Source organism: Halogranum gelatinilyticum (genome assembly GCF_900103715.1).
Lineage (GTDB): Archaea > Halobacteriota > Halobacteria > Halobacteriales > Haloferacaceae > Halogranum > Halogranum gelatinilyticum.
Genome location: NZ_FNHL01000001.1, coordinates 890,988 through 913,709, shown reverse-complemented (window position 1 = coordinate 913,709; position 22,722 = coordinate 890,988). Strand labels below are relative to the sequence as shown.

At 65.4% G+C, this 22,722-nt stretch carries 21 protein-coding genes; 10 read left to right on the top strand and 11 right to left on the bottom strand.

The window, feature by feature from the left end; translation table 11 throughout:
- Window positions 1–116 precede the first annotated feature (116 nt).
- Together gltB and proS are read right to left on the bottom strand one after the other, a co-directional pair.
- Complete coding sequence (gene gltB / locus BLR57_RS04690) at window positions 117–4,658, bottom strand: glutamate synthase large subunit (RefSeq protein ID WP_089694629.1); 4,542 nt, start codon at window positions 4,656–4,658, stop codon at window positions 117–119.
- A 190-nt stretch (window positions 4,659–4,848) separates the two neighbouring features.
- Window positions 4,849–6,327 carry a proline--tRNA ligase gene (gene proS / locus BLR57_RS04685; protein WP_089694627.1) on the bottom strand — a complete coding sequence of 493 codons (1,479 nt, stop codon included), beginning with the start codon at window positions 6,325–6,327 and terminating at the stop codon, window positions 4,849–4,851.
- A 153-nt stretch (window positions 6,328–6,480) separates the two neighbouring features.
- Between proS and BLR57_RS04680 the strand changes: the two genes are divergently transcribed.
- Entirely contained in the window at window positions 6,481–7,038 is a 558-nt protein-coding gene (locus BLR57_RS04680) for an HTH domain-containing protein (protein ID WP_139173275.1), read from the top strand.
- On the opposite strand, the gene BLR57_RS04675 is transcribed toward BLR57_RS04680, so the two are convergent.
- Window positions 7,019–7,507, bottom strand: a complete 489-nt coding sequence (locus BLR57_RS04675; RefSeq protein ID WP_089694623.1) for a DUF7984 family protein — start codon at window positions 7,505–7,507, stop codon at window positions 7,019–7,021. The genes BLR57_RS04680 and BLR57_RS04675 overlap by 20 nt on opposite strands.
- Window positions 7,508–7,756: 249 nt before the next feature.
- Here BLR57_RS04675 and BLR57_RS04670 point away from each other — a divergent pair, with 249 nt between their 5' ends.
- Window positions 7,757–9,682 (top strand): beta-CASP ribonuclease aCPSF1, encoded by a 1,926-nt coding sequence (locus BLR57_RS04670; RefSeq protein WP_089694621.1) that lies wholly within the window; start codon window positions 7,757–7,759, stop codon window positions 9,680–9,682.
- Window positions 9,683–9,752: 70 nt separating this feature from the next.
- Entirely contained in the window at window positions 9,753–10,118 is a 366-nt protein-coding gene (mgsA, locus tag BLR57_RS04665; protein WP_089694618.1) for a methylglyoxal synthase, read from the top strand.
- 30 nt (window positions 10,119–10,148) lie between these two features.
- Here the strand turns inward: mgsA and BLR57_RS04660 are convergent, their stop codons facing one another.
- Together BLR57_RS04660 and BLR57_RS04655 are read right to left on the bottom strand one after the other, a co-directional pair.
- Window positions 10,149–10,946, bottom strand: coding sequence for an endonuclease III domain-containing protein (locus BLR57_RS04660; RefSeq protein ID WP_089694616.1), 798 nt, complete (start codon window positions 10,944–10,946; stop codon window positions 10,149–10,151).
- 57 nt (window positions 10,947–11,003) lie between these two features.
- Complete coding sequence (locus tag BLR57_RS04655; protein ID WP_089694613.1) at window positions 11,004–11,420, bottom strand: DUF371 domain-containing protein; 417 nt, start codon at window positions 11,418–11,420, stop codon at window positions 11,004–11,006.
- Between the two features lie 346 nt (window positions 11,421–11,766).
- On the opposite strand from BLR57_RS04655, the gene BLR57_RS04650 reads away from it, so the two are divergent.
- The 4 genes from BLR57_RS04650 to BLR57_RS04635 all read left to right on the top strand — a co-directional run bounded on the left by BLR57_RS04650 (window position 11,767) and on the right by BLR57_RS04635 (window position 15,481).
- Window positions 11,767–12,678, top strand: a complete 912-nt coding sequence (locus BLR57_RS04650; protein ID WP_089694612.1) for a coiled-coil protein — start codon at window positions 11,767–11,769, stop codon at window positions 12,676–12,678.
- A 100-nt stretch (window positions 12,679–12,778) separates the two neighbouring features.
- Complete coding sequence (sppA, locus tag BLR57_RS04645; protein WP_089694610.1) at window positions 12,779–13,777, top strand: signal peptide peptidase SppA; 999 nt, start codon at window positions 12,779–12,781, stop codon at window positions 13,775–13,777.
- Window positions 13,778–13,824: 47 nt separating this feature from the next.
- Window positions 13,825–14,934, top strand: a complete 1,110-nt coding sequence (locus tag BLR57_RS04640) for a DUF373 family protein (protein ID WP_089694608.1) — start codon at window positions 13,825–13,827, stop codon at window positions 14,932–14,934.
- Between the two features lie 49 nt (window positions 14,935–14,983).
- Window positions 14,984–15,481 carry a hypothetical protein gene (locus tag BLR57_RS04635; RefSeq protein ID WP_089694606.1) on the top strand — a complete coding sequence of 166 codons (498 nt, stop codon included), beginning with the start codon at window positions 14,984–14,986 and terminating at the stop codon, window positions 15,479–15,481.
- Here the strand turns inward: BLR57_RS04635 and BLR57_RS04630 are convergent.
- The 4 genes from BLR57_RS04630 to BLR57_RS04615 form a co-directional block, all read right to left on the bottom strand.
- Window positions 15,450–15,635 carry a DUF7333 family protein gene (locus BLR57_RS04630; protein WP_089694604.1) on the bottom strand — a complete coding sequence of 62 codons (186 nt, stop codon included), beginning with the start codon at window positions 15,633–15,635 and terminating at the stop codon, window positions 15,450–15,452. The two genes, BLR57_RS04635 and BLR57_RS04630, sit on opposite strands and share 32 nt — an antisense overlap.
- 73 nt (window positions 15,636–15,708) lie before the next feature.
- Window positions 15,709–16,461, bottom strand: a complete 753-nt coding sequence (locus BLR57_RS04625; protein ID WP_089694602.1) for a hypothetical protein — start codon at window positions 16,459–16,461, stop codon at window positions 15,709–15,711.
- A gap of 84 nt (window positions 16,462–16,545) precedes the next feature.
- On the bottom strand, window positions 16,546–17,328 hold the full coding sequence (locus BLR57_RS04620) for an aldo/keto reductase (protein WP_089695526.1): 783 nt from the start codon (window positions 17,326–17,328) through the stop codon (window positions 16,546–16,548).
- A gap of 316 nt (window positions 17,329–17,644) precedes the next feature.
- A complete protein-coding gene (locus BLR57_RS04615) occupies window positions 17,645–18,118 on the bottom strand; it encodes a redoxin domain-containing protein (RefSeq protein WP_089694600.1) in 474 nt (157 codons plus the stop codon).
- Between the two features lie 437 nt (window positions 18,119–18,555).
- On the opposite strand from BLR57_RS04615, the gene BLR57_RS04610 reads away from it, so the two are divergent.
- From BLR57_RS04610 to BLR57_RS04600, 3 genes are all read left to right on the top strand, one after another.
- Window positions 18,556–18,759, top strand: a complete 204-nt coding sequence (locus tag BLR57_RS04610; protein ID WP_089694598.1) for a DUF8027 family protein — start codon at window positions 18,556–18,558, stop codon at window positions 18,757–18,759.
- A gap of 117 nt (window positions 18,760–18,876) precedes the next feature.
- Window positions 18,877–19,560 carry a DUF6517 family protein gene (locus BLR57_RS04605; RefSeq protein WP_089694596.1) on the top strand — a complete coding sequence of 228 codons (684 nt, stop codon included), beginning with the start codon at window positions 18,877–18,879 and terminating at the stop codon, window positions 19,558–19,560.
- Between the two features lie 39 nt (window positions 19,561–19,599).
- Window positions 19,600–19,935 (top strand): hypothetical protein, encoded by a 336-nt coding sequence (locus BLR57_RS04600; protein WP_089694594.1) that lies wholly within the window; start codon window positions 19,600–19,602, stop codon window positions 19,933–19,935.
- Between the two features lie 134 nt (window positions 19,936–20,069).
- On the opposite strand, the gene BLR57_RS04595 is transcribed toward BLR57_RS04600, so the two are convergent.
- Together BLR57_RS04595 and BLR57_RS04590 are read right to left on the bottom strand one after the other, a co-directional pair.
- The gene (locus tag BLR57_RS04595) at window positions 20,070–20,933 is read right to left on the bottom strand and encodes a 2-oxoacid:ferredoxin oxidoreductase subunit beta (RefSeq protein WP_089694592.1); all 864 of its coding nucleotides are present in this window, start codon (window positions 20,931–20,933) and stop codon (window positions 20,070–20,072) included.
- Window positions 20,930–22,675, bottom strand: a complete 1,746-nt coding sequence (locus tag BLR57_RS04590) for a 2-oxoacid:acceptor oxidoreductase subunit alpha (RefSeq protein ID WP_089694590.1) — start codon at window positions 22,673–22,675, stop codon at window positions 20,930–20,932. Before BLR57_RS04590 ends, BLR57_RS04595 begins: the two co-directional genes overlap by 4 nt.
- Between the last annotated feature and the right edge of the window lie 47 nt (window positions 22,676–22,722).

The following is a 22,722-nucleotide window of genomic DNA, read 5'->3' as shown; positions in this document are numbered from 1 at the left end:
AAGAGTCGGTCGCACGCGACGAGACGCGTGCTCGTCGGGTGCCGTGAGTTAGTCGTCACACGTCCGCGACTGTGGCGTCGCGCACGCCGAGACGTGCGCTTGGCAGGTGTCGCGGACTAGTCGTCGCTCGACACGGCTTCACCCTTCACCCGCGCGCCGTCGACGGCACTGGCGGCCTCGGGGAGCACGTCGCGGACGTCCTCGCGGTCCTCCTCTTCGAGGACTCGCGCGTAGGCATCGGGCATGATCTTCACGAAGTTGCCGACCTCGCCCGTCCAGTCGTCGAGCAGCGCGGTCGCACGGTCGCTGTCGGTGTACTCGGCGTGGTTCTGTACGAGCCGGTGCAGCATCGCCTCGTCCTTTTCGGACAGCTCATCGTGGAGCGTTACCATCCCGGTGTTGGCGCGCTCGTGGAAGTCGCCATCCGGGTCGTAGACGTAGGCCACGCCGCCGGACATCCCCGCGGCGAAGTTCTTGCCCGTGTCGCCGAGGACGGCGACGACGCCGCCGGTCATGTACTCACAGCCGTGGTCGCCGACGCCTTCGACGACCGCCTTGACGCCCGAGTTGCGGACGGCGAAGCGTTCGCCAGCGACGCCGTTGATGTAGGCCTCGCCCTGCGTCGCGCCGTAGAGTGCGACGTTGCCGATGAGGATGTTCTCGTCGGCGGCGTAGTTGGCCGTCGGCGGCGTCTGGACGATGACCTTGCCACCCGAGAGCCCCTTGCCGACGTAGTCGTTCGAGGCACCGGTGAGGTTCATCGTCACGCCGCGTGCGAGGAACGCGCCGAACGACTGGCCTGCGATACCGTCGAAGTCGACGCTGATGGTGTCGTCCGCGAGTCCCTCACCGCCGTACTGCTTCGAGATGCGGTTCGAGAGCATCGCGCCGACCGCGCGGTCGACGTTCGAAATCGATTCCTGGATGTGGACCGGCTCGCCGTGGTCGAGGGCGTCTTCGGCCGCCTCAATGAGGTCGTGGTCCAGCTGCGTCTCCAGGTCGCTGTGGCCCTGTTCGCTCGTCTTGGTGCGCGAGTCACCCGCGGGCTGGGCGATGACGTCCGAGAGGTCGAGATGCTTCGCCTTCGGGTGGTCCGTCTCACGCTGGCTGAGATGCTCGGGGCGGCCGATCATCTCCTCGACCGAGGTGTAGCCGAGTTCGGCCATGATCTCGCGGAGCTCCTGGGCCATGAACGTCATGTAGTTGATGACGTGGTCCGGCTGGCCGGGGAAGCGGTTGCGCAGGTTCTCGTCCTGCGTCGCCACGCCGACCGGACAGGTGTTCTCGTGGCACTGCCGGGCCATCACGCAGCCCGAGGTGACGAGCGAGGCCGTCCCGAAGACGTACTCCTCGGCACCGAGCAGGGCGGCGACGGCGATGTCGCGGCCCGTCTTCATCCCGCCGTCCGCGGTCACGCGGATGCGGTCGCGGAGGTTCGTCGCGCGGAGCATCTGGTTCGCCTCGGCGAGGCCGAGCTCCCACGGGAGACCCGCGTTCTTGATGGACGTCTTCGGCGAGGCACCCGTGCCGCCGTCGTAGCCCGAGATGTGGACCACGTCGGCGTTGGCCTTGGCGACACCGGCGGCGATGGTGCCGATGCCGGCCTCCGAGACGAGCTTGACGTTGATGTCGGCGTCCGGGCTCGCGGTCTTCAGGTCGTGGATGAGCTGCTTCAGGTCCTCGATGGAGTAGATGTCGTGCAGCGGCGGCGGCGAGATGAGCCCTACACCCGGCGTCGAGTAGCGGACGTGCGCGATCATCTCGTTGACCTTCTTGCCGGGCAGATGGCCACCCTCACCGGGCTTCGACCCCTGCGCCATCTTGATCTGAATCTCCTCGGCCGACGAGAGATAGTGCGACGTGACGCCGAAGCGGCCGGAAGCGACCTGCTTGACGGTACACTCCTTCTCCGTGCCGAAGCGTTCCGGCGGCTCGCCACCCTCACCGGAGTTGGACTTGCCACCGATGCGGTTCATCGCGATGGAGTTGTTCTCGTGGGCCTCGGGCGAGAGGCTCCCGAGACTCATCGCAGCCGTCGAGAAGCGCTCGACGATGTCGGAGACGGGTTCGACCTCGTCGATGTCGACGGGGTCGCGGTCGCTCTGGAGTTCGAGCAGGCCGCGGAGCGACTGCAGCTCCTCGGTCTGGTCGTTGATGAGGTCGGCGAACTCCTGGTACTTCTCGTAGCTACCCGACCGCACTGCCTGCTGGAGCGTCCCGACCGTCTTCGGGTTCCACTGGTGGCGAATCCCATCCGAACGGTTCTCGAACTCGCCCTGCCGTTCGAGCGTCGGGTCCTCCTCGCTCCCGAATCCGACCATATGCCGCGTCAGGAGGTCGTCTTCGATCTCGGGGAGACCGATCCCCTCCGTCCGGATCTCCGTTCCCTCGAAATACTCCTGAACGAGACCGGAGTCCAGTCCGACCGCCTCGAAGATCTGGGCTCCTTGATAACTTTCGACCGTCGAGATTCCCATCTTGGCCATCGTCTTCAGCAGGCCGTCTTCGAGCGCCTTCTTGTAGGCCCCGATGGCCTCCTCCTCGTCGGCCCCGTCGGGACCGGCGACGATGTCCTCGATGGTCTGGTAGGCGAGGTAGGGGTTGATCGCGTCGGCACCGTAGCCGACGAGGGTCGCGACGTGGTGGACCTCGCGGGGGTCGCCGGATTCGAGGACGAGTCCGGCGTGGTTGCGCAGGCCGTTGCGAACGAGGCTGTGGTGGACCGCGCCGGTCGCGAGCAGACTCGGGATGGCGACGCGGTCCTCGCCGATGTCGCGGTCCGAGAGGACGACGACGTCCGCGCCGTTCTCGATTGCTTCCTTCGCGTCCACGCGGAGGTCCTCGATGGCGTCCTCGAGTGTCGTGCCCTGCTCGTAGGTCATGTCGACGACGGTCGACGAGATGTCGCCGTCCATCGCTCTGATGCCCTCGGCCTGTGCGTCCGTGAGGACGGGCGAGTCGAGGACGAGCTGACGGGCGTGTTCGGCCGTCTCGTCCAGCAGGTTTCGCTGGTGGCCGAGCCGGGATTCGAGGGAGGTGACGAGTTCCTCGCGGATGTAGTCCAGCGGCGGGTTCGTCACCTGCGCGAACAGCTGCTTGAAGTAGGTAAACAGCGGCCGGTTGAAGTCCGAGAGGACCGACAGCGGCGTGTCGTCACCCATCGAGCCGACGGGGTCCTTGCCCTGCTTGGCCATCGGTTCGATGAGATGGTTGAGTTGGTCGTGCGTGTAGCCGAAGGCGGCCTGGTGCGCACGGAGCGTGTCGACGCGGCCACGGGTGGCGTAGTCGTCGGTGTCGACCAGGTCGTCGAGCTGCTGTTGTTCCTGGTTCACCCACTCGGTGTACTTGTTGTCGACGAGGCCGTCGAAGACCTCCTCGTCGGGGATGACGCGACCCTTCTCGGGGTCGGCCATGAAGATCTCACCGGGCTGGAGGCGACCGCGCTCTTCGATCTCCGAGGGGTCGGTATCGAGCGCGCCGGCCTCGCTTGCCATGATGAGGCGGTTGTCGGTCGTCACGTCGTAGCGACACGGCCGCAGCCCGTTACGGTCGAGGACGGCCGCGACGCGGTCGCCGTCGGTCGCCGCGACGAGCGCGGGACCGTCCCACGGCTCGACGAGGCTGGCGTGGTAGTCGTACCAGTCTTTCCGCTTTGCGTCCATCGAGTCGTCGCCCTCGAACGCCTCGGGGATGAGCATCCGGAGGACGTGCGGGAGTTCCCGCCCCGACTGGAGCAGGAGTTCGACCGCGTTGTCGACGGAGGCGGTGTCCGACTGGTCGGCGACCGTGACGGGCTTGATAGCCTCCAAATCAGCCTCGGTCAGCGGCGAGTCGTCGGTCGGCGCGAGGTCCGTCTCGCGGGCGCGCATCCAATTGACGTTGCCGCGGATGGTGTTGATCTCGCCGTTGTGGACGATGTTGCGGTACGGATGGGCGAGATGCCACGCGCCGAGCGTGTTCGTCGAGAACCGCTCGTGGACGAGCGTCAGCGTCGTCTCCAGCCGCTCGTCGGTCAGGTCCGGGAAGTAGGTCGGCAGCTGCTCGCCCTTGAGCAGGCCCTTGTAGACCAGCGTCTTGCGGTGCAGCGAGCAGACGTAGAAGCGACCCGAGTTCGGAATCCCGGCGTCGTCGACCGCGTTCTCGGCGGCGCGGCGGGCGACGTAGAGTGCTTTGTCGAACTCGTCGGTGGTGGTGGTGTCGTCAGTCGGTGCGACGAAGACCTGATAGACGTCAGGTTCGGAGTCGAGGGCGGTCTGGCCCAGTTCGCTGTTGTCGGTCGGGACGTCGCGCCAGTGGAAGACGTCGAGACCGTGGTCGGCGAGGGCGGCCTCGAAGACGTCGGCGACGGCCTCGTGGGCCTCTTCCTGGGTCGGCATGAATATGCTGCCGACGGCGTACGTCTCGGGAAGTTCGGCGTCGACGACGCTCTCGAAGAAGCTGTCGGGACGCTGAATCAGGATGCCTGCCCCGTCGCCTGTGTTCTCCTCTGCACCGGTGGTGCCACGGTGTTCGAGGTTCTTCAGGAGCGAGAGGCCGTCTGCAACGGTCTCGTGGGACGCGCCGCCGTCGAGGTCGATGACGGCACCTACCCCACAGTTGGACCGTTCGTCGGTCGGATCTGCGAGTCCGACATGGGTGTCTATGTGTGGCTTGGTCATACGGAGTAGCTAGGACTTCCCACTTATCAGCGTGTCCCTGATAGGATAAGGGCGTAATAATGTCATATTAGGGAATATTAAGAGATTGTATCGAAAGGATAGACCATTACAGTCTACCGTAGAATATTCGCCTCGGCTGACACGCGACCGACCTGACGAGGCGGCGAAACGAGGATTTCGACCGGACGGGTCAGTACGACTTCGCGAAGAAGGCCGTCTCCGTCGCCTCGTCGTCGCAGATAGCGCACTCACAGCCCTCGGCGACGTCGGGGTGGTGACGCTCTTCGTCGTCCTCGAACGGGACCATCACGATCTCCGCGGAGATGGTCTCCTTGATCTCCTCCTCGCACTCCTCTTTGCCACACCACGGCGTGCGGACGTAGCCACCGTGCTGGCCGATGGTGCCGAGGATACCTGCTCTGTCCTCGGCGTCACGGACGTTCTCCGCGAGGTTCTCCTCCGCCTTGGCGTAGAGCTTCGCGTAGACCTCGTCGAAGTGGTCCTCGATGCTGTCGACGACCTCGTCGCGGGCCTCGACCGACTCCTCGCCGTCGGGACGGTGAACCACGGTGACTTCATCGTCGTCGACCTCGTACGGGCCGATCTCGAAGCGGACGGGGACGCCCTTCAGCTCCCACTCGTTGAACTTGAAGCCGGGGTTGCGCTCGTCGCGGTCGTCGAGTTCGACGCGGACGCCCGCCTCCGCGAGGTCGTCGCGGAGCTCTTCGGCGTAGTCGAGCACCTTCTCCTCGGTGTCCTCCTGGTAAATCGGGACGATGACGACCTGCTCGGGCGCGATGGTCGGCGGGACGACGAGTCCCTGGTCGTCGGAGTGCGTCATGATGAGCGCGCCGAGCGAGCGCCACGACAGCCCCCACGACGTGGTGTGGGCCGGCTGTTCCTCCTCGTCCTCGTCGGAGAAGGTGATGTCGAACGCGGCCGCGAAGGAGGTTCCGAGATAGTGGCTCGTGCCGGCCTGGACGGACTTGCCGTCGGGCATCAGTGCCTCGACGGTCGTCGTCGTGTCCGCACCGGGGAACTTGTCGTGTTCGGGCTTCTTGCCGCGCATGACCGGCATCGCCAGCACGTCCTCGTACAGCGAGCGGTACTGGCCGAGCCGCGTCATCGTCTCCTCGAATGCGTCGTCGCGCGTCCGGTGGGCCGTGTGGCCCTCCTGCCAGAGGAACTCCTTCGTCCGGAAGAACGGCTTCGTGTCCGTCGCCTCCCACCGCACGACCGAGCACCACTGGTTCACTCGGAGGGGAAGGTCACGGTGGCTGCGGACCCACTGGGCCATGTACGGCGCGATGATGGACTCGCTGGTCGGGCGGACGGCGAGTCGCTCCTCCAGTTCTTGGTTACCGCCGTGGGTGACCCAGGCGACCTCGGGGTCGAAGCCTTCGACGATGTCCTTCTCCCGTTCGAGGTAGCTCTCAGGGATGAACATCGGGAAGTAGGCGTTCTGGACGTCCGTCGCCTTGAACTCCGAGTCCAGATAGTTCTGGATGCCTTCCCAGAGGGCGTAGCCGCGGGGGCGGGTAATGATGAAGCCGCTCATGCCGTCGGGGGCGTAGTTGGCGAGGCCAGCCTTCTGGACCACTTCGGCGTACCATTCGCCGGTGTTGTACTGCTTCGACTCGGTTATCCCGAGTTCCTGGTCGTCGCTCATTGCCGCAACCTTTCCCCACGGAACTCTTAAAGACCCCGAAGGTATGCGAATCGGTCTCCGGGCGTCGTCTGCTGTCGTCGACAGTCACGCCGGCTGAGAGCTACCGTACGGATAGATGTCCACGCGGCGCGTCTCTTTACTCGGTGGAGAGTAATGACACAGACACCAGAGGGGGAAACGAGGGTTGAACTGTGGGTGAACGCGCCCGACGATGCCGAGTACGAGCCGTTGGTCGCGCATCTCGAACGACTGGAAGCCGCGGGCGAGGTCGACGCGTACGTCGTCTACCACTGGGGCCACGAACTCGACGTGTCGAGCGACCGCCTCCAGTGTGTCGAGGACCAGCTCGCCCGCGAGCGCGTCGCCGCGTTCAAACAGTGGGCGACGGAGAACGGCTGTACCGTGCTCGGTCTCGGTGAGCGTGCGACCGTCGGCGTCGGCCGGATGGGTCCGGAGGTCACGGTCGAACAGCTGCCACCGGTCCTGTTGGCCGAATACGTCGACGACGACCTCCGGCGGGTGACGCCGTGCTCTGCGGGCGACGAGCACGTCTCCGAACGGCTGGCGACACTCGACTCGACTGAGCTACCAGTGGACGGGAGAGAGACCAAGACGAGGGCCGAGGTCGTCGAGTCGGCCGAACCGGCCACGGCCGAGGCCGAGGCGGGTCCGCAGCCGTCGCGGAGACGACTCACTCGCTGGCGACGCTGAACGGACTCTCCGTCTCGCGCCACGACCAGCCGGGGAGCCGCGTCTGGAAGCCCGCCGCGAGTGCGGCGTCGAGGTCGTCGGCACCGGCGGCCTCGTCGGCGTCGCCGTGGGTGTGGACGTCCGCGAAGTGGAACGTTGCCTGCGCGAGCAGCGCGAGCGGCTGACCGCCCGCGACGGTCGCCGCCAACTCCCGGCCGAGGATCTCGTCGACGACGAAGCCGGGATAGTCGCCAGCGACGTCGAGGTCCCGCAGGAGACCGACGTAAGCGGCGACGTTGACGGCGACCTCCCCGTCGGCGAACACCTCGTCGACTTCCTCGCGGAACTGTGCTTCGGTCACCTCGTCGACCTCGGTCTCGAACAACTCGCCGAGTCGGCCGCGGGTCTCGTTGATGAGTTCGACGACGACGGGAGCGCGGTCGAGCAGCCACTCGTACTCGGCAGCGACTGTTTCCGGGGTGATGTCCATACGTCCCCAATCGCCTCAGCGTCCTTGCCTTTTGCGAAGGCTTTTATAATAACGGGGGTATACTGCCGAATAAGCGGGTTTTCACTGCCTCTTCCCGCAGTTGAGCACCTAATCCACCGTATTGGATTCACTATGCTGTCCCGAACGGCCGGTCACGACATCGACGGACCCACGCGGGTCTCCCGACTCCGTTCGAGCCAGCAGGAACCCGACCCCGCCACCGAGTGAACGGACGGGAAATTTCGACCTATGAGTTCCGTAGACAAGCAACTCGACCAACTGAAAGCAGAGATTGAGAGCGAACTACCGAGCGATATCACGGTGTCCGACGTCAAGTACGAAGGACCCGAACTCGTCGTCTACACACGACATCCGAAGGAGTTCGCCCGTAACGGCGACCTCATTCGGAAGCTCGCGAGCAAGCTCCGCAAACGAATCACGGTCCGCCCCGACCCCGACGTCCTCTCCGACCCCCGCAAGGCCGAAGAGAAGATCATGGACGTCATCCCCGAAGAAGCGGGCGTCACCGACCTCGACTTCCACGCCGACACCGGCGAGGTCGTCATCGAGGCCGCCAAACCGGGCATGGTCATCGGCCGTCACGGCTCGACGCTCCGCGAGATCACCCAGGAAGTCGGCTGGACGCCCGAAGTCGTCCGCACGCCGCCCATCCAGTCCTCGACCGTCTCGAACGTCCGGAACTTCCTCAAGCAGGAGCGCGAGGAACGCCGCGACATCCTCGAACGCGTCGGCAGACAGATCCACCGCGAGGAGATGTCGAAAGACGAGTGGGTCCGCATCACCACCCTCGGCTGCTGTCGCGAGGTCGGCCGCGCGAGTTTCGTCCTCTCGACACCCGAGACACGCGTCCTCATCGACTGCGGCGACAAGCCCGGTGCCGAGGACGAGGTCCCCTATCTCCACGTCCCCGAGGCCCTCGGCGCGGGTGCCAACACCATCGACGCCGTCGTCCTGACCCACGCCCACCTCGACCACTCCGCGCTCATCCCGCTGCTGTTCAAGTACGGCTACGACGGTCCCATCTACTGCACGGAGCCGACGCGCGACCTCATGGGGCTGCTCACGCTGGACTACCTCGACGTCGCGGCCAAGGAGGGCCGCACCCCGCCGTACGAGTCGGGGATGGTCCGCGAGGCCATCAAGCACTGCATCCCGCTGGAGTACGGCGACGTGACCGACATCGCGCCGGACGTCAAGCTTACCTTCCACAACGCGGGCCACATTCTCGGCTCCGCCGTCACCCACTTCCACATCGGCGACGGGCTCTACAACGTCGCGTTCTCGGGCGACATCCACTACAAGGACACCCGCCTGTTCAACGGCGCGGTCAACGACTTCCCGCGCGTGGAGACGCTCGTCCTCGAATCCACCTACGGTGGCCGCAACGACTACCAGACCGACCAGGAGGATTCGGAGCAGAGCCTCATCGACATCATCAACGAGACCCACGACAAGGGCGGGAAGGTCGTCATTCCGGCCTTCGCCGTCGGCCGCTCCCAGGAGATCATGCTCGTCCTCGAGGAGGCCATGCGCTCGGGCAAGATTCCGAGTATGCCGGTCCACCTCGACGGGATGATCTGGGAGGCGACGGCCATCCACACCACCTACCCCGAGTATCTCCGTGACGACCTTCGGGACCGCATCTTCCACGAGGACGAGAACCCCTTCCTCGCCGAGGAGTTCAACCACATCGACGGCGGCGAGGACGAACGCCAGGAAGTCACCGACGACGGTCCCGCCATCATCCTCTCGACCTCCGGGATGGTCACCGGCGGTCCCATCATGTCGTGGCTCCGCCACCTCGGGAGCGACCCCGAATCGACGCTCGTCTTCGTCGGGTATCAGGCCCAGGGGACGCTCGGCCGCCGCATCCAGACCGGCTGGGACGAGATTCCCGTCTCGGACCCCAACGACCCCGGCCGTTCGAGCACCCTCACCCTGAAGATGGACGTCGAGACCGTCGACGGCTTCTCCGGCCACGCCGACCGCAACGGCCTGATGAACTTCGTGAAGACGATGAACCCGCGCCCGGAGAAGGTGCTCTGTGTCCACGGCGACGAGCGCTCCGTGCAGGACCTCTCCTCGTCGCTCTACCACGAGTTCAATATGCGGACCTTCGCGCCGAAGAACCTCGAGACGTTCCGGTTCAAGTAGTCACAGTCCTCGCTTCGGAGGACCGTGGAGACGACGAACCTTCTTACCACTCGCTCACACACTGAGACGTATGTCCGTCGCACTCATCGCTCACGACGAGAAGAAGCCCGAACTCATCGAGTTCGTGCAGGAACACGCCGACGTCCTCGAAGAGTACGACCTCATCGCGACCGGGACGACCGGCAAGAAGCTGATGGAGGCGACGGGTCTCGACATCGAGCGGAAGGCCTCCGGCCCGCTCGGTGGCGATATGCAGATCGGCGGCGAGATCGCCGACGGCGAGTGTCGGGCCGTCGTCTTCCTCCGTGACCCGCTGACCGCCCAGCCGCACGAGCCGGACATCACCGCCCTGCTCCGCATCTGCGACGTGCACGACGTCCCGCTCGCGACGAACCTCGCGAGCGCGGACGCGCTCGTTGCCCAGTTGGCCAAGTAAGCGGCCGCCGCTGCAGTCGGCGTCGGGCCGTCAGTTCGCCTCGGCCGGGTCGGTGACAGTCCCGTCCAGTTCGTCGATTCCGACCTTGTCACACAGGTCGTAGAGCGGACACGCCTCCGGGCCGTCGAGACACGCTGGCTTGCGGGCCGAACAGTATTCGCGGCCGAACTGGATCATCGCGGTGTGGCCGAAGCCACATTTCTCCGGGGGGACGTCGCGCTCGATGTGTTCGCGAACCTCCTCGTGGTCGGCGTCCGGCGGGGCGAGCCCCATCCGACGAGCGATGCGGTGGACGTGGGTGTCGACGGGGAAGACGCCGCCGCGACCGCCCGCGAAGAGCAGCACGCAGTCTGCCGTCTTCGGGCCGACGCCGTGGATTTCGAGGAGTCGACTGCGGACCGTCGACGGCGCTTCGTCGCGGACGAACTCGTCGAAGGCCGCCGCGCCGCCGAAGTCGGCGACGATCTCTTCGGCCGCACCGATGATCATCTCTGACTTCTGGTTGTAGAGCCCCGCAGACTGGATAGTCTCGGCGAGTTCGGACTGCTCGGCGTCGGCGAGCGTCGCCGCGAGGTCGCCGCCGCCGTAGCGGTTCATCAGGCTGTCGTGGGCCGGTTGGCTGGCCTTGTCGCTCGTGTTCTGGCTCAGGATGGTGCGGACGAGACAGGTGAAGGCGTCCTGGCCGCCGTAGGCCTTCTGCCAGTACATCTCGCCGAGGGCGTCGACGACTGCCGCCGCGCGGGTGTCGGCCTCGCCGGGGACGAACGCCGCGTCCGCGCCACCGCCGTCGTCGCCGCCGCTGATGTTCTCTGCGGGTTCCTCGGGCATGGGTGCCGATGGGGACGCAACGGGCAAAAGCGGCGTGGAGGCGGCGAGGAGAGCGGCCTATTCGACGGAGAGCGTCAGCGTCAACTCGGCCCCATCATCGAGAGCGGCGACGAGGTCGCGGTCGAAGCCCTCGGCCGCGAAGTCGGCACCGAGCATGACCGTCCGGTCGTCGGTGTGGTCGCTCGTCCGTCCGACCAAACTCCGGTCGCCCTCGAAGGTGAGGTCGGGGTGGCCGTGGCCGGTGACGGTCTCGGTGTACTCGCCGACCTCGACGGTCGCCGTGATCTCGGCGTCGGTGTCCTGGCAGGCGTCGACGAACGCGGGGTCGAAGTCCGCCGGGGTGCGGTCGGCCTCGATGGCGAGGATACAGTCTCCTGCGGGTGTCAGCCAGTCGTCGCTCGTCACCTCGAACGTACTCGCGTGTGCCGCGGAGACGTGCTCGTGGCCGCGGGCGCGGACGACTTCTTCTTCCATATCCCAGAGACGACGGTTCGAGGGCAAAGAACTGGCGTTCCGTCGGTGCCGCCCGACCCATCGGACGGACTACCATGTGCATTGTTGGCACAATCTGTTTATATAGTCACCACGAGTCGTGTGATGGCCTCACATGGCCGAATTCCGCGGTGTGGTAGCTCCTTTCACCCGTCCACCCCACCGAAGTATTTATATGCTATCCTCGTATATGATGAGGTACCAGAGCGCCTCCGGCGTTCCGGCGGCATCGCACGCAGAATGATCGGAAATTCTTATTCACGGCCGGTCGCACTCCGACAGCTAGCCGCCGCTCCCGGAGCGGGTATGGTATCGAGGTTTGATTAACATGGCAGTAGTAGAAGAATTCGACATCAAAGAACTCGACGAAGCGAACAACGTCGAACTCACAGACGAACAGCTCGAAACTGGTTCTAAAGGACAGCTCATCAAGCTCGCCGGTCAGCTCCGCGACCGACGAAACGATCTCAACCAGATGGCATCCGAGCGTGCCTCCAAGCGCGACGACCTGAACGCCAAGACGCGCGAGAAGGTCGACGAGGCACAGGAGCACCGCGAACAGCGCGACGAGCTCAACGAGCAGGTCCAAGAGCACAAGGAGAGCCGCAACCAGCTCAACGCCGAGGCCAACGAACTGTTCGACAAGGTCGACGAGATGAAGGGCGACCTTGACATGGACGACGGCAAGGGTCTCGAGGAGCTCAAAGAGGAGATCGAACAGCTGGAGTTCCGCCAGCAGACCGAAGTCCTCTCGACCGAAGACGAGCGCGAACTCATCGAGAAGATCGAGAACAAGCGCGAACAGTACCAGCAGAAGAAGGACAAGGTCGACGACAGCGGCGAACTCGAAGAGCTCGTCGAAGAGGCCGAAGAGGTCCGTTCCGAGGCGTCCCAGCACCACCAGAAGGTGACGGAGCTGGCAGACAAGGCCCAGGAACACCACAACCAGATGATCGAGGCCTACCGCGAGGCCGACGACATCCGTGACAAGGCCGACGAGATGCACGAGCTGTTCGTGCAGGCGCAGGAAGCCGCCGACCGCCACCACGAGGACTTCGTCCGCGTCCAGAAGCGTCTCCGCGAACTCGACAAGCAGGAGGAGGCAGAGCGGAAGGACGAGCGCGCAGAGAAGCGCGAAGAGGCCAAGGCAGAGGCCGAAGAGATCTACCAGAAGTTCAAGGAAGGCGAGACCCTCGACACCGAGGACCTGATGAAGCTCCAGAAGACGGGGCTGCTCTAAGTTCGCTTCCGAGAGTTGCTTTTAGTTTTATACGTACGCCCCCCGGAGCCGTAGGCATGGCTCTCTCTCAGAACCGTCTCCCACTCGCGGGTGAGTCGCTGTGAGCGACCGCTCGACGCGAATCGTCCAACTGCTCATCGTCCTCGTCGCGGTCGCCGTCGCCGCCGTCGTCGGCTGGCTGCTGTTCTACGCCGTGCCCGACGACATCGCAGAACTGCTCGGCGTCCTGTTGACTATCGCTCTCGTCGTCTTCGGGGCCCGCGCGGGTTCCCGTCTCGCAAGTCGACGGTATCCCGACTACAACGTCGCCGAAGTCGCCGTCGAGGGACCCATCTCCCGTGACGGCGGTCCGGGGCGTCTGCCGACGAGTCCCGGCGGGGCCAGCGCGGACGAGATCGCCGACCTCGTCGAGGCGGCCGACGAGGACGACAACGTCCAGGCACTGCTCGTCAAGCTCGACACGCCCGGCGGCGCGGTCGTCCCGAGCGACGACATCCGGCGGGCTGCGGCCGCCTTCGACGGGCCGACCGTCGCCTACACGACCGACGTCTGTGCCAGCGGCGGCTACTGGATCGCCAGCGGCTGCGACGAGCTGTGGGCACGCGAGGGAAGCATCGTCGGCTCCATCGGCGTCATCGGCTCGCGGCCGAACGTCTCGGAACTCGCCGACCAGCTCGGCGTCAGTTACGAACGCTTCGCCGCCGGGAAGTACAAGGACGCCGGGCAGCCGCTGAAGGAGATGTCCGACGACGAACGCAGCTACCTCCAGGGCATCGTCGACGACTACTACGAGCACTTCGTCGAACGCGTCGCCGAGGGCCGCGACATGGACCCCGAGGCGATCCGTGAGACCGAGGCTCGTGTCTATCTCGGCACCGAGGCACTCGAACTCGGTCTCGTCGACCAGCTCGGGACCCGCGAGGAGGTCGAGGACCACGTCGCGGACCGCATCGGCGAGGAGGTCTCCGTCTCGGAGTTCCAGCCCGACCGCGGTCTCACGTCACGGCTCCGCGGTGGGTCACAAGCCGTCGCCTACGCGCTCGGTGCGGGCGTCGCGAGTGCCGTCGACCCCGACGACGGCTTCGACTTCCGTTTCTGACTGCTGCGACCGGGAGGGTTTTCACACACGCCGACGACGCGGTAGGTGTGACCACGCTGGTCGTCTGTGTCGACCGCTCGAACGACATCAGTCGTAAGACCGGCCTGCAGATGCCGGTCGCCGGCTGGGAGGCCGTCCACGCGCTGGTGACGGACGTCGGTCTCGCCGACCCCGAAGACTCCAGCGTCAACTGCCTGCTCGAAGCCCTCCGCGTCGCCCGCGACCTGCGTGACGAACAGGAGGACGCCGTCGTCGCGGTCGTCGGCGGCGTCGGCGACTCGCTCGTCGGTGCCGACCGCTCGGTCGCGGGACAGTTGGACGACCTCGTCGACCGCTATGATCCCGACTCCGCCATCGTCGTCATCGACAGTGCCCAAGACGAACGCGTCATCCCCATCGTCGAGAGCCGCCTCACCGTCGACTCGGTCGACCGGGTCGTCGTCCGGCAGGCCCACGACATCGAGTCCACCTACTACCTGCTGAAGCAGTTCCTCGGCGACGAAGAGCTGCGCTCGACGGTGCTCGTCCCGCTCGGGGTCGGTCTCCTCCTCTTGCCCCTTCTCCTCACGCAGTTCGGCCCGCAGGTCGCGCTCGCGGCGTTGGCGTCGCTGCTCGGTGCCGTCCTGCTCTACAAGGGCTTGGCCATCGACGACCGGCTGGCGGCGGCCGTCGACCGCGCCCGCGACGCGCTCTACTCGGGACAGGTCTCTATCGTCACCTACGTCGTCGCCGCGGGGCTGACGCTCGTCGGGCTCTTTCTCGGCGCGCTCGCCGTCGGCGACCTCCAGACCGACGTGCAGTACGTCCGAATCCTGCTTTTCACCTACCGGAGCGTCCCCTGGCTCGCGCTCGCCGCGTTGACCGCGAGTATGGGACGCTTGCTCGACGAACTCATCCGCGCCGACGGCGCGCGGCGGCCCTTCATCAACCTCCCGTTCGGCGTCTTTGCGGTCGGCCTCGTCGTCCGGGGTTTCTCGGGCTACTTCCTCGAACAGGAAGGCGTCCTCGGCAACCTCCGGCTGCCGAACGGGCTGGTACTCACACCGCTCGAACGGCTGGCGATATTCATCGTCGCGGGACTCGTCGTCAGCCTCGTCGGCGTCGGTGTCGCCGCGAGTGTCCGCGAGGAGACGCTCGACGAAGTCGTCGAACAGTAGCGAACCGAGAGACGCACTGTTTTTCGTCGGCCACGACGTATGGTAGCACGTGAACGCCAGCCGGGAGTCGCTCTATCGGGAGGTCCAGCGGTTCCGCCAGCCACGGCACTGGCTGCTCGTCGTCGCGACCGTGACGCTGTTCGTGCTGTTCGGAATCGGGGAAGCGGAGACGACGTTCGCGCGGGCGGTCTGTCTCCTCGTCGCGGCCGGCGTCGTCGCCGCCTTCGCGGTGATGCGGCTGACGACGGAGGTCACGGAGGAGGCCATCGAAGTCAGTTTCCTCCCGTTTCACCGTCGCCGTGTCATCCGCTTCGAGGACATCGACCGGGTCGAACACCATCCGTACCGGGCGGTGACACCGCTCGCCCACTGGGGACTGCATCTGGGCTTCGGGACGTCGGCGTACAACATCGACGGCGACGGGGCGGTAGAGGTGGTCTACGGCGACCGCTCACTGGTCGTTGGGTCCCAGCGGTCGGCCGAACTGGCCGACTTGGTCCGTCGGATGCAGCGGTTCAGTGCGTCGCGCGGAACTCGCCGTGTTTGATGCCGACGACGAGCGCGAGGACGCCGAAGAGTGCGATGCCGACGCTGACGCCGATGCTGATGGGCTGGGGCATCGGACTCGTCACGGTCCCGCCGATGATGACGAGGAGTGGAATCGTGAACAGCAGCACGGTCTTCTGCAGGTCGAACTCCATGGTCGATGGTAGGCCGCGGCGAGAGTAACGGTTACGGAGGCGGAAGGACGGTCAGATCAGCGTGGTGGTTCGATCAGATCGGCGTGGTGGTGTCGTCCTCACGCGGGCGGACGATGTCGGCGAGCGTGACGACGACGCCGAGGAGCCAGCCAAGGGGGACGGCGAGACCGAACCACATTCCGACGTAGGCGACGCCTCGGAGGTCGAACTGCTCACGCAGCAGGACGTTGAGGTCGCCGACGGTGAGCACGGTGTCGAGCAGCCAGACGGCGAGCGACTGGCTGCCGGGGAAGACGACGGCGGCCACGCTCGGTGAGTAGAGCGCGGCGACGACCGGCGGGAGGAAGAGCGCGGTCATCGCACTCGGATACGCGAGAAGGACGCTCGTCCCGCGGCCGCCGATTCGGGCGAAGACGACAGCGAGTCCGGCGGCGAGCGTGGCGACGAGGCTGGCGGCGAGGACGGCCAAGAAGCCGCTCTGGCTGAACCGAAAGCGGGCGAGGACCGTCAAGCCGCCCCAGACGACCAGCGAGAGCGCGACTACGCCGAGGACGCCGAGGCGTGCCCCCGCGCTGTCGAGCTGTCGGGAGTTGAAGCGGATGAGCACGCCGAGGATGAGCAGCGGATAGCCGACCGCGACGAGCGGGACGCCCACCGACGCCCAGCCGTAGTAGCCGACCTTCTGTGCCGTCGTCTCGGGCCGCCACTTTCCGAGGACGCGGCTCGGGTCGAGTTGGCGCGGAAACAGCAGTTCCATCCACGTCGCGTGGAGCCGTGCGAGGTCGATTCGGATCGCACCGAGCACCCCCGGCTGTGTCGATTCCATCGCACACGACTGTCTGGGCGGGCGACGTAAAACTGTGCTTTCGGGGCGAAAAAGCCGGGAGAACGTGTCGGAGCGCGGACGTTCCTACCAGGGGGCGAAGCCGGGGTCGACGCGACGGTCAGTCACGTCGATGGCGTCGAGCGTCTCGACGTCCTCCTCGTCGAGGTCGACGGCGAGCGACTCCCAGTTGTCGCGGATGTGGTCGGTGCCCGTCGCCTTCGGGATGGCGGTAACACCCTTCTCGCGCAGCCATGCGAGGCTGACCTGTGCGGCACTGGCGTCGTGCTTCTCGGCGACCGCCTGGATCGTCTCGTTGTCGAAGACCTTCCCGCGAGCGAGCGGGGAGTAGGCGACGACCTCGATGTCGAGTTCGTCGGCCTTCGCGCGGATCTCCTCCTGCGGGAGCAGCGGATGGAGTTCGACCTGGTTGGCGAAGATCGGCTCGTCGGAGATGTCGACGGCCTCCTCCAGATGCTCGGGTTCGAAGTTACTGACGCCGATACGGTCGGTGAGACCCTCCTCGACGAGTTCGTTGAACGCCGCGAGCGTCTCCTCGGCGTCGTAGCTGCGCGACGGCCAGTGGACGTAGAGCAGGTCGACGGAGTCGACACCCAGTTTGTCCAGGCTCTCTTTCGTCGTCTCGACGACACCGTCGTGGTCGAGATGGTCGATCCAGACCTTCGTGGCCAGGAAGACCTCCTCGCGGTCGACGTCGGCGGCGGCGATGCCGTTACCGACCTCGTCCTCGTTGCCGTAGATCTGCGCCGTGTCGATGTGACGGTAGCCCATCTCCAACGCCTCCTTCACGGAGGTCGCACACTGGCCCGCCTCGGTGTTCTCCCACGTCCCGAGACCGAGCACCGGCATCCCGTTTGCGCGCGGCACGTCGTCTGCAGGTTCTTGTTTCGACATATACGACACATCGCCTCTGAGCTGAAAAGGGGTTGCGACCGGGTAGTATCCTGCCGGTACAGGTGTGGTATCGAACGCCACGATAAACTGCATACGACGATAACAAATCACCGCCACGGGGTCCAGAGCCAGACACCCCCACAGGAGAGACAGCGACCCACCGCGGACGGGCGTCGCTGGCAACCGTCCAACGCCGACCGCTCGGGCACCGCCGCTCGCACGCGTGACTAACAGCAGCAAGAAAACTGCGGGAAGAAACGAGATCGGGCCGTTATGCCGACTGGACCGCGTCGAGGAGTTCGTCGTAGTCCGGTTCGTTCTCGGGGCTGTCGGCGATCCAGTCGTAGACGATCTCGCCGTCGTCGTCGAGGACGTAGACCGCGCGGTTGGCGACACCGTGGAGACCGAGGTCCGCGATGTCGATCTCCAAGTCGTACGCGCGAATCGTCTCGCGGCTCATGTCGCTGACGAGATCGAACGAGAGGTCGTGCTCGTCACGGAAGGCGTTCAGTGAGAACGGCGAATCGGCACTCACTCCGTAGACCGCTGCACCGGCGGCCTCAAAGTCGTCGAGATGGGCTTCGAGCGCGACCATCTCGTTGGAACACGGCGGGGTGAACGCGCCGGGGAAGAACGCGAGGACGACCGGTCCGTCTCCCGTCGCCTCGGAGAGGGTGAACTCCGCTACGTCGCCGGTTGCGACCTTGTTCGTGAAGTCGGGGGCTGCGTCTCCGGTTTCAGGCATCACTGTCGTTTGGTGCTCGACAGGTAAACCGGGGCACTTCGACCACGCATTGACCGGAGGCGAGAGGTTTTTCCCGGTTCACGCCGCCGGTGCGGGAGTCGGCGCGCTCTGCTCATGCCACCGACCGACTCGGCGCGAATCCAGCAAACGAACGCCGGGCAGAGTTTTTCTTCGGCTAATCACTCGGCCGACAGGAGCGTCGAAACCGTCGCTCGGTTCTCGTCGGCCGGACTGGCGCGCAAGTTCCACGCCGAACTCTCCTTCCTCGACGTCGGTCGCGGCGTGACGAAGACGTGTTACGAAGATTCTCTATCGCATTATATGGTTTATTGCCCAGAGTCGGACGGTTGCTCCCTCACTGACCCCCACCACTGACCACCGGCTGCCGAAACCCGCCGAACCCACCCTATATGTGGTTTGTTAGCATACACACTCTCATGGTCATCCCTGGCTACGACCCCGACGACCTCGAACAGACGCTGCAGGACCTGCTCGAAGCCCACGGCGACGACCTGTTGAGCGCGGACAAGCGACGGCGCGTCGAGGAGGGTGAGAGTGTCCTCGACGTCCTCGACAGCCACGAGATCGAGCAGCTTCTCCGCGCAGGAGGCCAGCGGTCGTCGGAATCGGCGTCAGGGTAGGCTGTGCGCGTCGGCGATGCGACTCGCCCCGACCGAGATATCCGCGGCCGACACGGCGGAGTCGGCGGCAACGGTTCCTGACAAACGCTCATCGTCTCTCGTCGCGTCAAGAGAGGTATGAGCGTCTCACGCGTCGCTTCGACGGTCGTCCTCACAGTCGTCTTGGTCCTCGCGGGCTGTACCGGGACCCTGTTCGCCGCAGAGGCGTCGCCAGCGACGATTCCGCAGTCAGCGTACGAGTCCGTCGGCTACGTCCACGGCAACACGACCGCGGTTCCGCTGGGCTACACCGTCGGCACGGCGGGTATCTCACGGAACGTCACCGTCACCAGCCAGCTCTCGGGCTACTCGCGAACGGTCGCCGACGACGAAGTCTCACTGCTCCTCGTGCTCAGCACGCCGAACGTCGAGGTCGCGGGCGAGTCAGTCAACCCCTTCGCCCGGATGGCCGACGGCGTCCTCCTCGACCGCGTGCTCAACGCGACCGCGACGCTGAACGTCACTGGCTACGTTGGCGACGCTAGCGACGCTGGCGATGTCGCCGCTGTCGCTGACGTGGGTGACCTCCGCCGCGTCGACGCCGTCGAGCGCACGGTTCTCGAGACGCCGACGACGGTCACGACCTACGCAGGCACCGTCGAAATCGAGGGAACCCGGGTCGCCGCCCTCGTCCACGTCGCCGTGGTCGAACACGGTGACGACGTGGTCGTCGCCGTCGCCGTCCACCCCGAGTCGATGGACGAGACGGCGCGGATTCACGCACTCGTCGAGGCGATCGAACACGAGGCGACGAGTGAGTGACGGGGAAAAGTCGATAACGCTCCACGAAGCAGTCGTCGTGTGACGACGCCACCTTCACTCGTCCTCCACGTCGCGCTCGCTGGTCTCTCACTCGTGGGGTCGGTATCGTGGTTCATCTGGGTTCGCTATCGGCGACCGGGCTACAGCCGCCGCCGACTCGGTGTGAGTGTCACCGGCCTGCTGGTGACAACGACGATTCTACTGCATGGCTTGCTCGTCTACGGCTATCTGTTCGGGTACGGCTGGTCGAACACGTTCGGGGACGGCTACGGCCCGGCGTTCCCGCTCGTCGCAGTCGAGTTCGTAAGTGTCGCTCTCTTCGTGGCGACAGCTCAGTCGCTTCGAATGTCCAAGGGAACCAGCGTCGAGAGCTGAGAAACCGGTCGCTGTCCAGCGTGTCGTACCGCGAGGCTCGCAGTGCTCGCCTCGCGGCCTTTTTCATCGACGTTTTTACCGGGGGTTGAGCGAGCGCCAGAGGCGCTCGCGAACCCCCCGGAGAAAAAGGTCGGTTAGTAGAACTCGCGAACGAGGTCCATCGCGTCCTCGGGCGCGCCGTCCGGAATCTCCGACATGTTCTCGGTCAGGCCGTGCTGTTCCTCGTAGGAGACCGACTCCTCGTCCTGGTAGATGACTCCCATGTACTCCTTCGAGGAGTCGAGGATCATGTCCTTGGCGGCGTCGTAGTCGGTCGGGTCGTGGCCCTCGTCGTCAAGGTCCACGAGCGAGTCGCGGAAGTAGTCGTAGGTGTCGACGTCGTTGAACGTGACACACGGACTGAAGGTGTTGACGAAGGCGAAGCCGTCGTGCTCGATGGCCTTCTGGATGATCTCCTGGTGACGCAGGGCGTCAGAGGAGAACGACTGGGCGATGAACGTCGCGCCAGCGGCGAGTGCGAGCGCCATCGGGTTGACCGGCGGCTGCTTCGAGCCGTCCGGCGTCGTCGACGTCTCGAAGTCCTCGCGCGAGGTCGGCGAGGCCTGCCCCTTCGTCAGCCCGTAGATACGGTTGTCCATGACGACGTAGGTCATGTCGACGTTGCGGCGAACGGCGTGGACGAAGTGACCGGCACCGATGGAGTAGCCGTCACCGTCGCCACCCGCGACCATCACTTCGAGGTCGGGGTTGGCGAGTTTGACACCCGTGCCGACCGGCAGTGCACGTCCGTGGACGCCGTGAAGCGCGTAGGAGTGCATGTAGGTCCCGATCTTGCCGGAACAGCCGATACCGGCGACGACGAACGTGTTGTCCGGGTCGTTGCCGGTTTCGGCGAGTGCCTTCATCATCCCGTTCATCGTGCCGAAGTCCCCACATCCGGGGCACCACGTCGGCTGCTTGTCCGATTTGAAATCGGTGAATCTGACTTCCGAGCTCATGCTTCCAGGGTCTCCTTGATGTCGTCTGCGAGTTCGTCCGCCTTGAACGGCACGCCGTTGTACTTGTTGATACGCTTGACGCGCGTGAGCGTGTCGTGCTCGACGACGTCCGCGAACTGGCCGGTCGCGTTGGCCTCGATGACGACCACGTCGTCGGCGGCCTCGACGTCCTCGGTCAGGTCGGGACGCGGGAAGATGTAGGGGACGGAGAGGAACCGGATGTCGACATCCCCGTCTTCGAGATACTGCATCGCTTCCGCGATGGTTCCCTCGTTGGAACCCCACGAGATGACCAGCTGGTCGGAGTCCGGATTGCCGAACTCGCGCGGGCTGAAGTCCTCGCGCTCCTTTGCGGTCTCGACCTTCTGGTTACGCTTGTCGACCTGCTGGACGCGCATATCGGTGTCCTCCGTCCGGCGACCGAGCTCGTCGTGCTCGAGACCGGTGGACATGTGGGCACCGCCGTCCGTGCCGGGGAAGGCACGCGGGCTGATGCCGTCTTCGGCGAGCGCGTGGGGCTTGAACTGCCCCTTCTCGTTCTGCCACTCGCCGATGGTGTCGTCGTCGACGACGTTGCCGCGCTCGATCTCGACTGCGTCCATGTCGAACGCTTCCGGCGGGAACGTCTGTTCGGTGACGGCCATCGCGAGGTCCGAGAGCAGATAGACCGGCGTCTGGTACTTCTCGGCGAGGTTGAACGCCTCGACCGTCTTCCAGAAGCACTCCGACACCGACGTCGGTGCGAGGACGAACCGCGGAATCTCGCCGTGGCCGCCGTAGAGCGCCATGTTGAGGTCGCCCTGCTCCTGCTTCGTCGGCATCCCCGTCGAGGGACCCGAGCGCATGACGTCACAGATGACGAGCGGCGTCTCCGAGGTCGCGATGAGACCGAACGTCTCGGCCATCAGGTCGATCCCGGGACCGGAGGTCGCCGTCATCGAGCGGGCACCGGCGCGTGCGGCACCGAGTGCGACGTTGATGGCGGAGAGTTCGTCCTCGGCCTGCAGCACGTGACCGCCGTACTGCTCGATGCGTCCCGTCAGATACTCCATCACGTTCGTCGCGGGCGTGATGGGATATCCGGCGTAGAACCGACAGCCAGCCGCGAGCGCGCCCATCCCGATGGCTTCGTCGCCGTTCAGGAGGACGTAGTCGTTGTCGGTGGTCTCCAGATCGTAGTCGAACTCGTGGTCGTACTCCTCGGCGACGTAGTCCTGCCCCGCGCGGGCGGCTTCCTTGTTGTTGTCGACGAGTTTCTGCCCTTTCGAGCCGAAGCGTTTCTCCAGTGCACTGTCCAGGTTTTCGATAGGGAAGGAAGAGACTTCGCAGGCCGCACCGAGTGCGACGACGTTGCGCATGATGGCACCGCCAGCCTCTTCGGCGAGACTCTTGAGGGGGACGTCCAGCCCGATCATCCCCTCCGGAATCTCGACGTTCTGCATCGAGGTGCGCTCACCATCGTAGATGATGACGCTGCCCTCGTGCAGTTCCTCGAGGTTCTCGTCGATAGTACGCGGTGTGAGCGCGATGAGAACGTCAAGGCGGTCCACGACACTTTGGACCTGGTCGACGGACGTGCGGACCTTGTACGCCGTGTATCCGCCGCGGATACGAGACGCGAAGTCCTTCGAGGTAAACACGTGCCGGCCAGCCCGTGAAAGTGCCTGAGCGAAAATCTTCCCTGTGGAATCTATCCCATCGCCGGCTTCGCCGCCGATGGCCCAGTTGAAGTCCGCAGGCATGTGTGTCGGGGGTTCCCTTGCTCGGATGAAAAGCCTTCTGAAAAGGG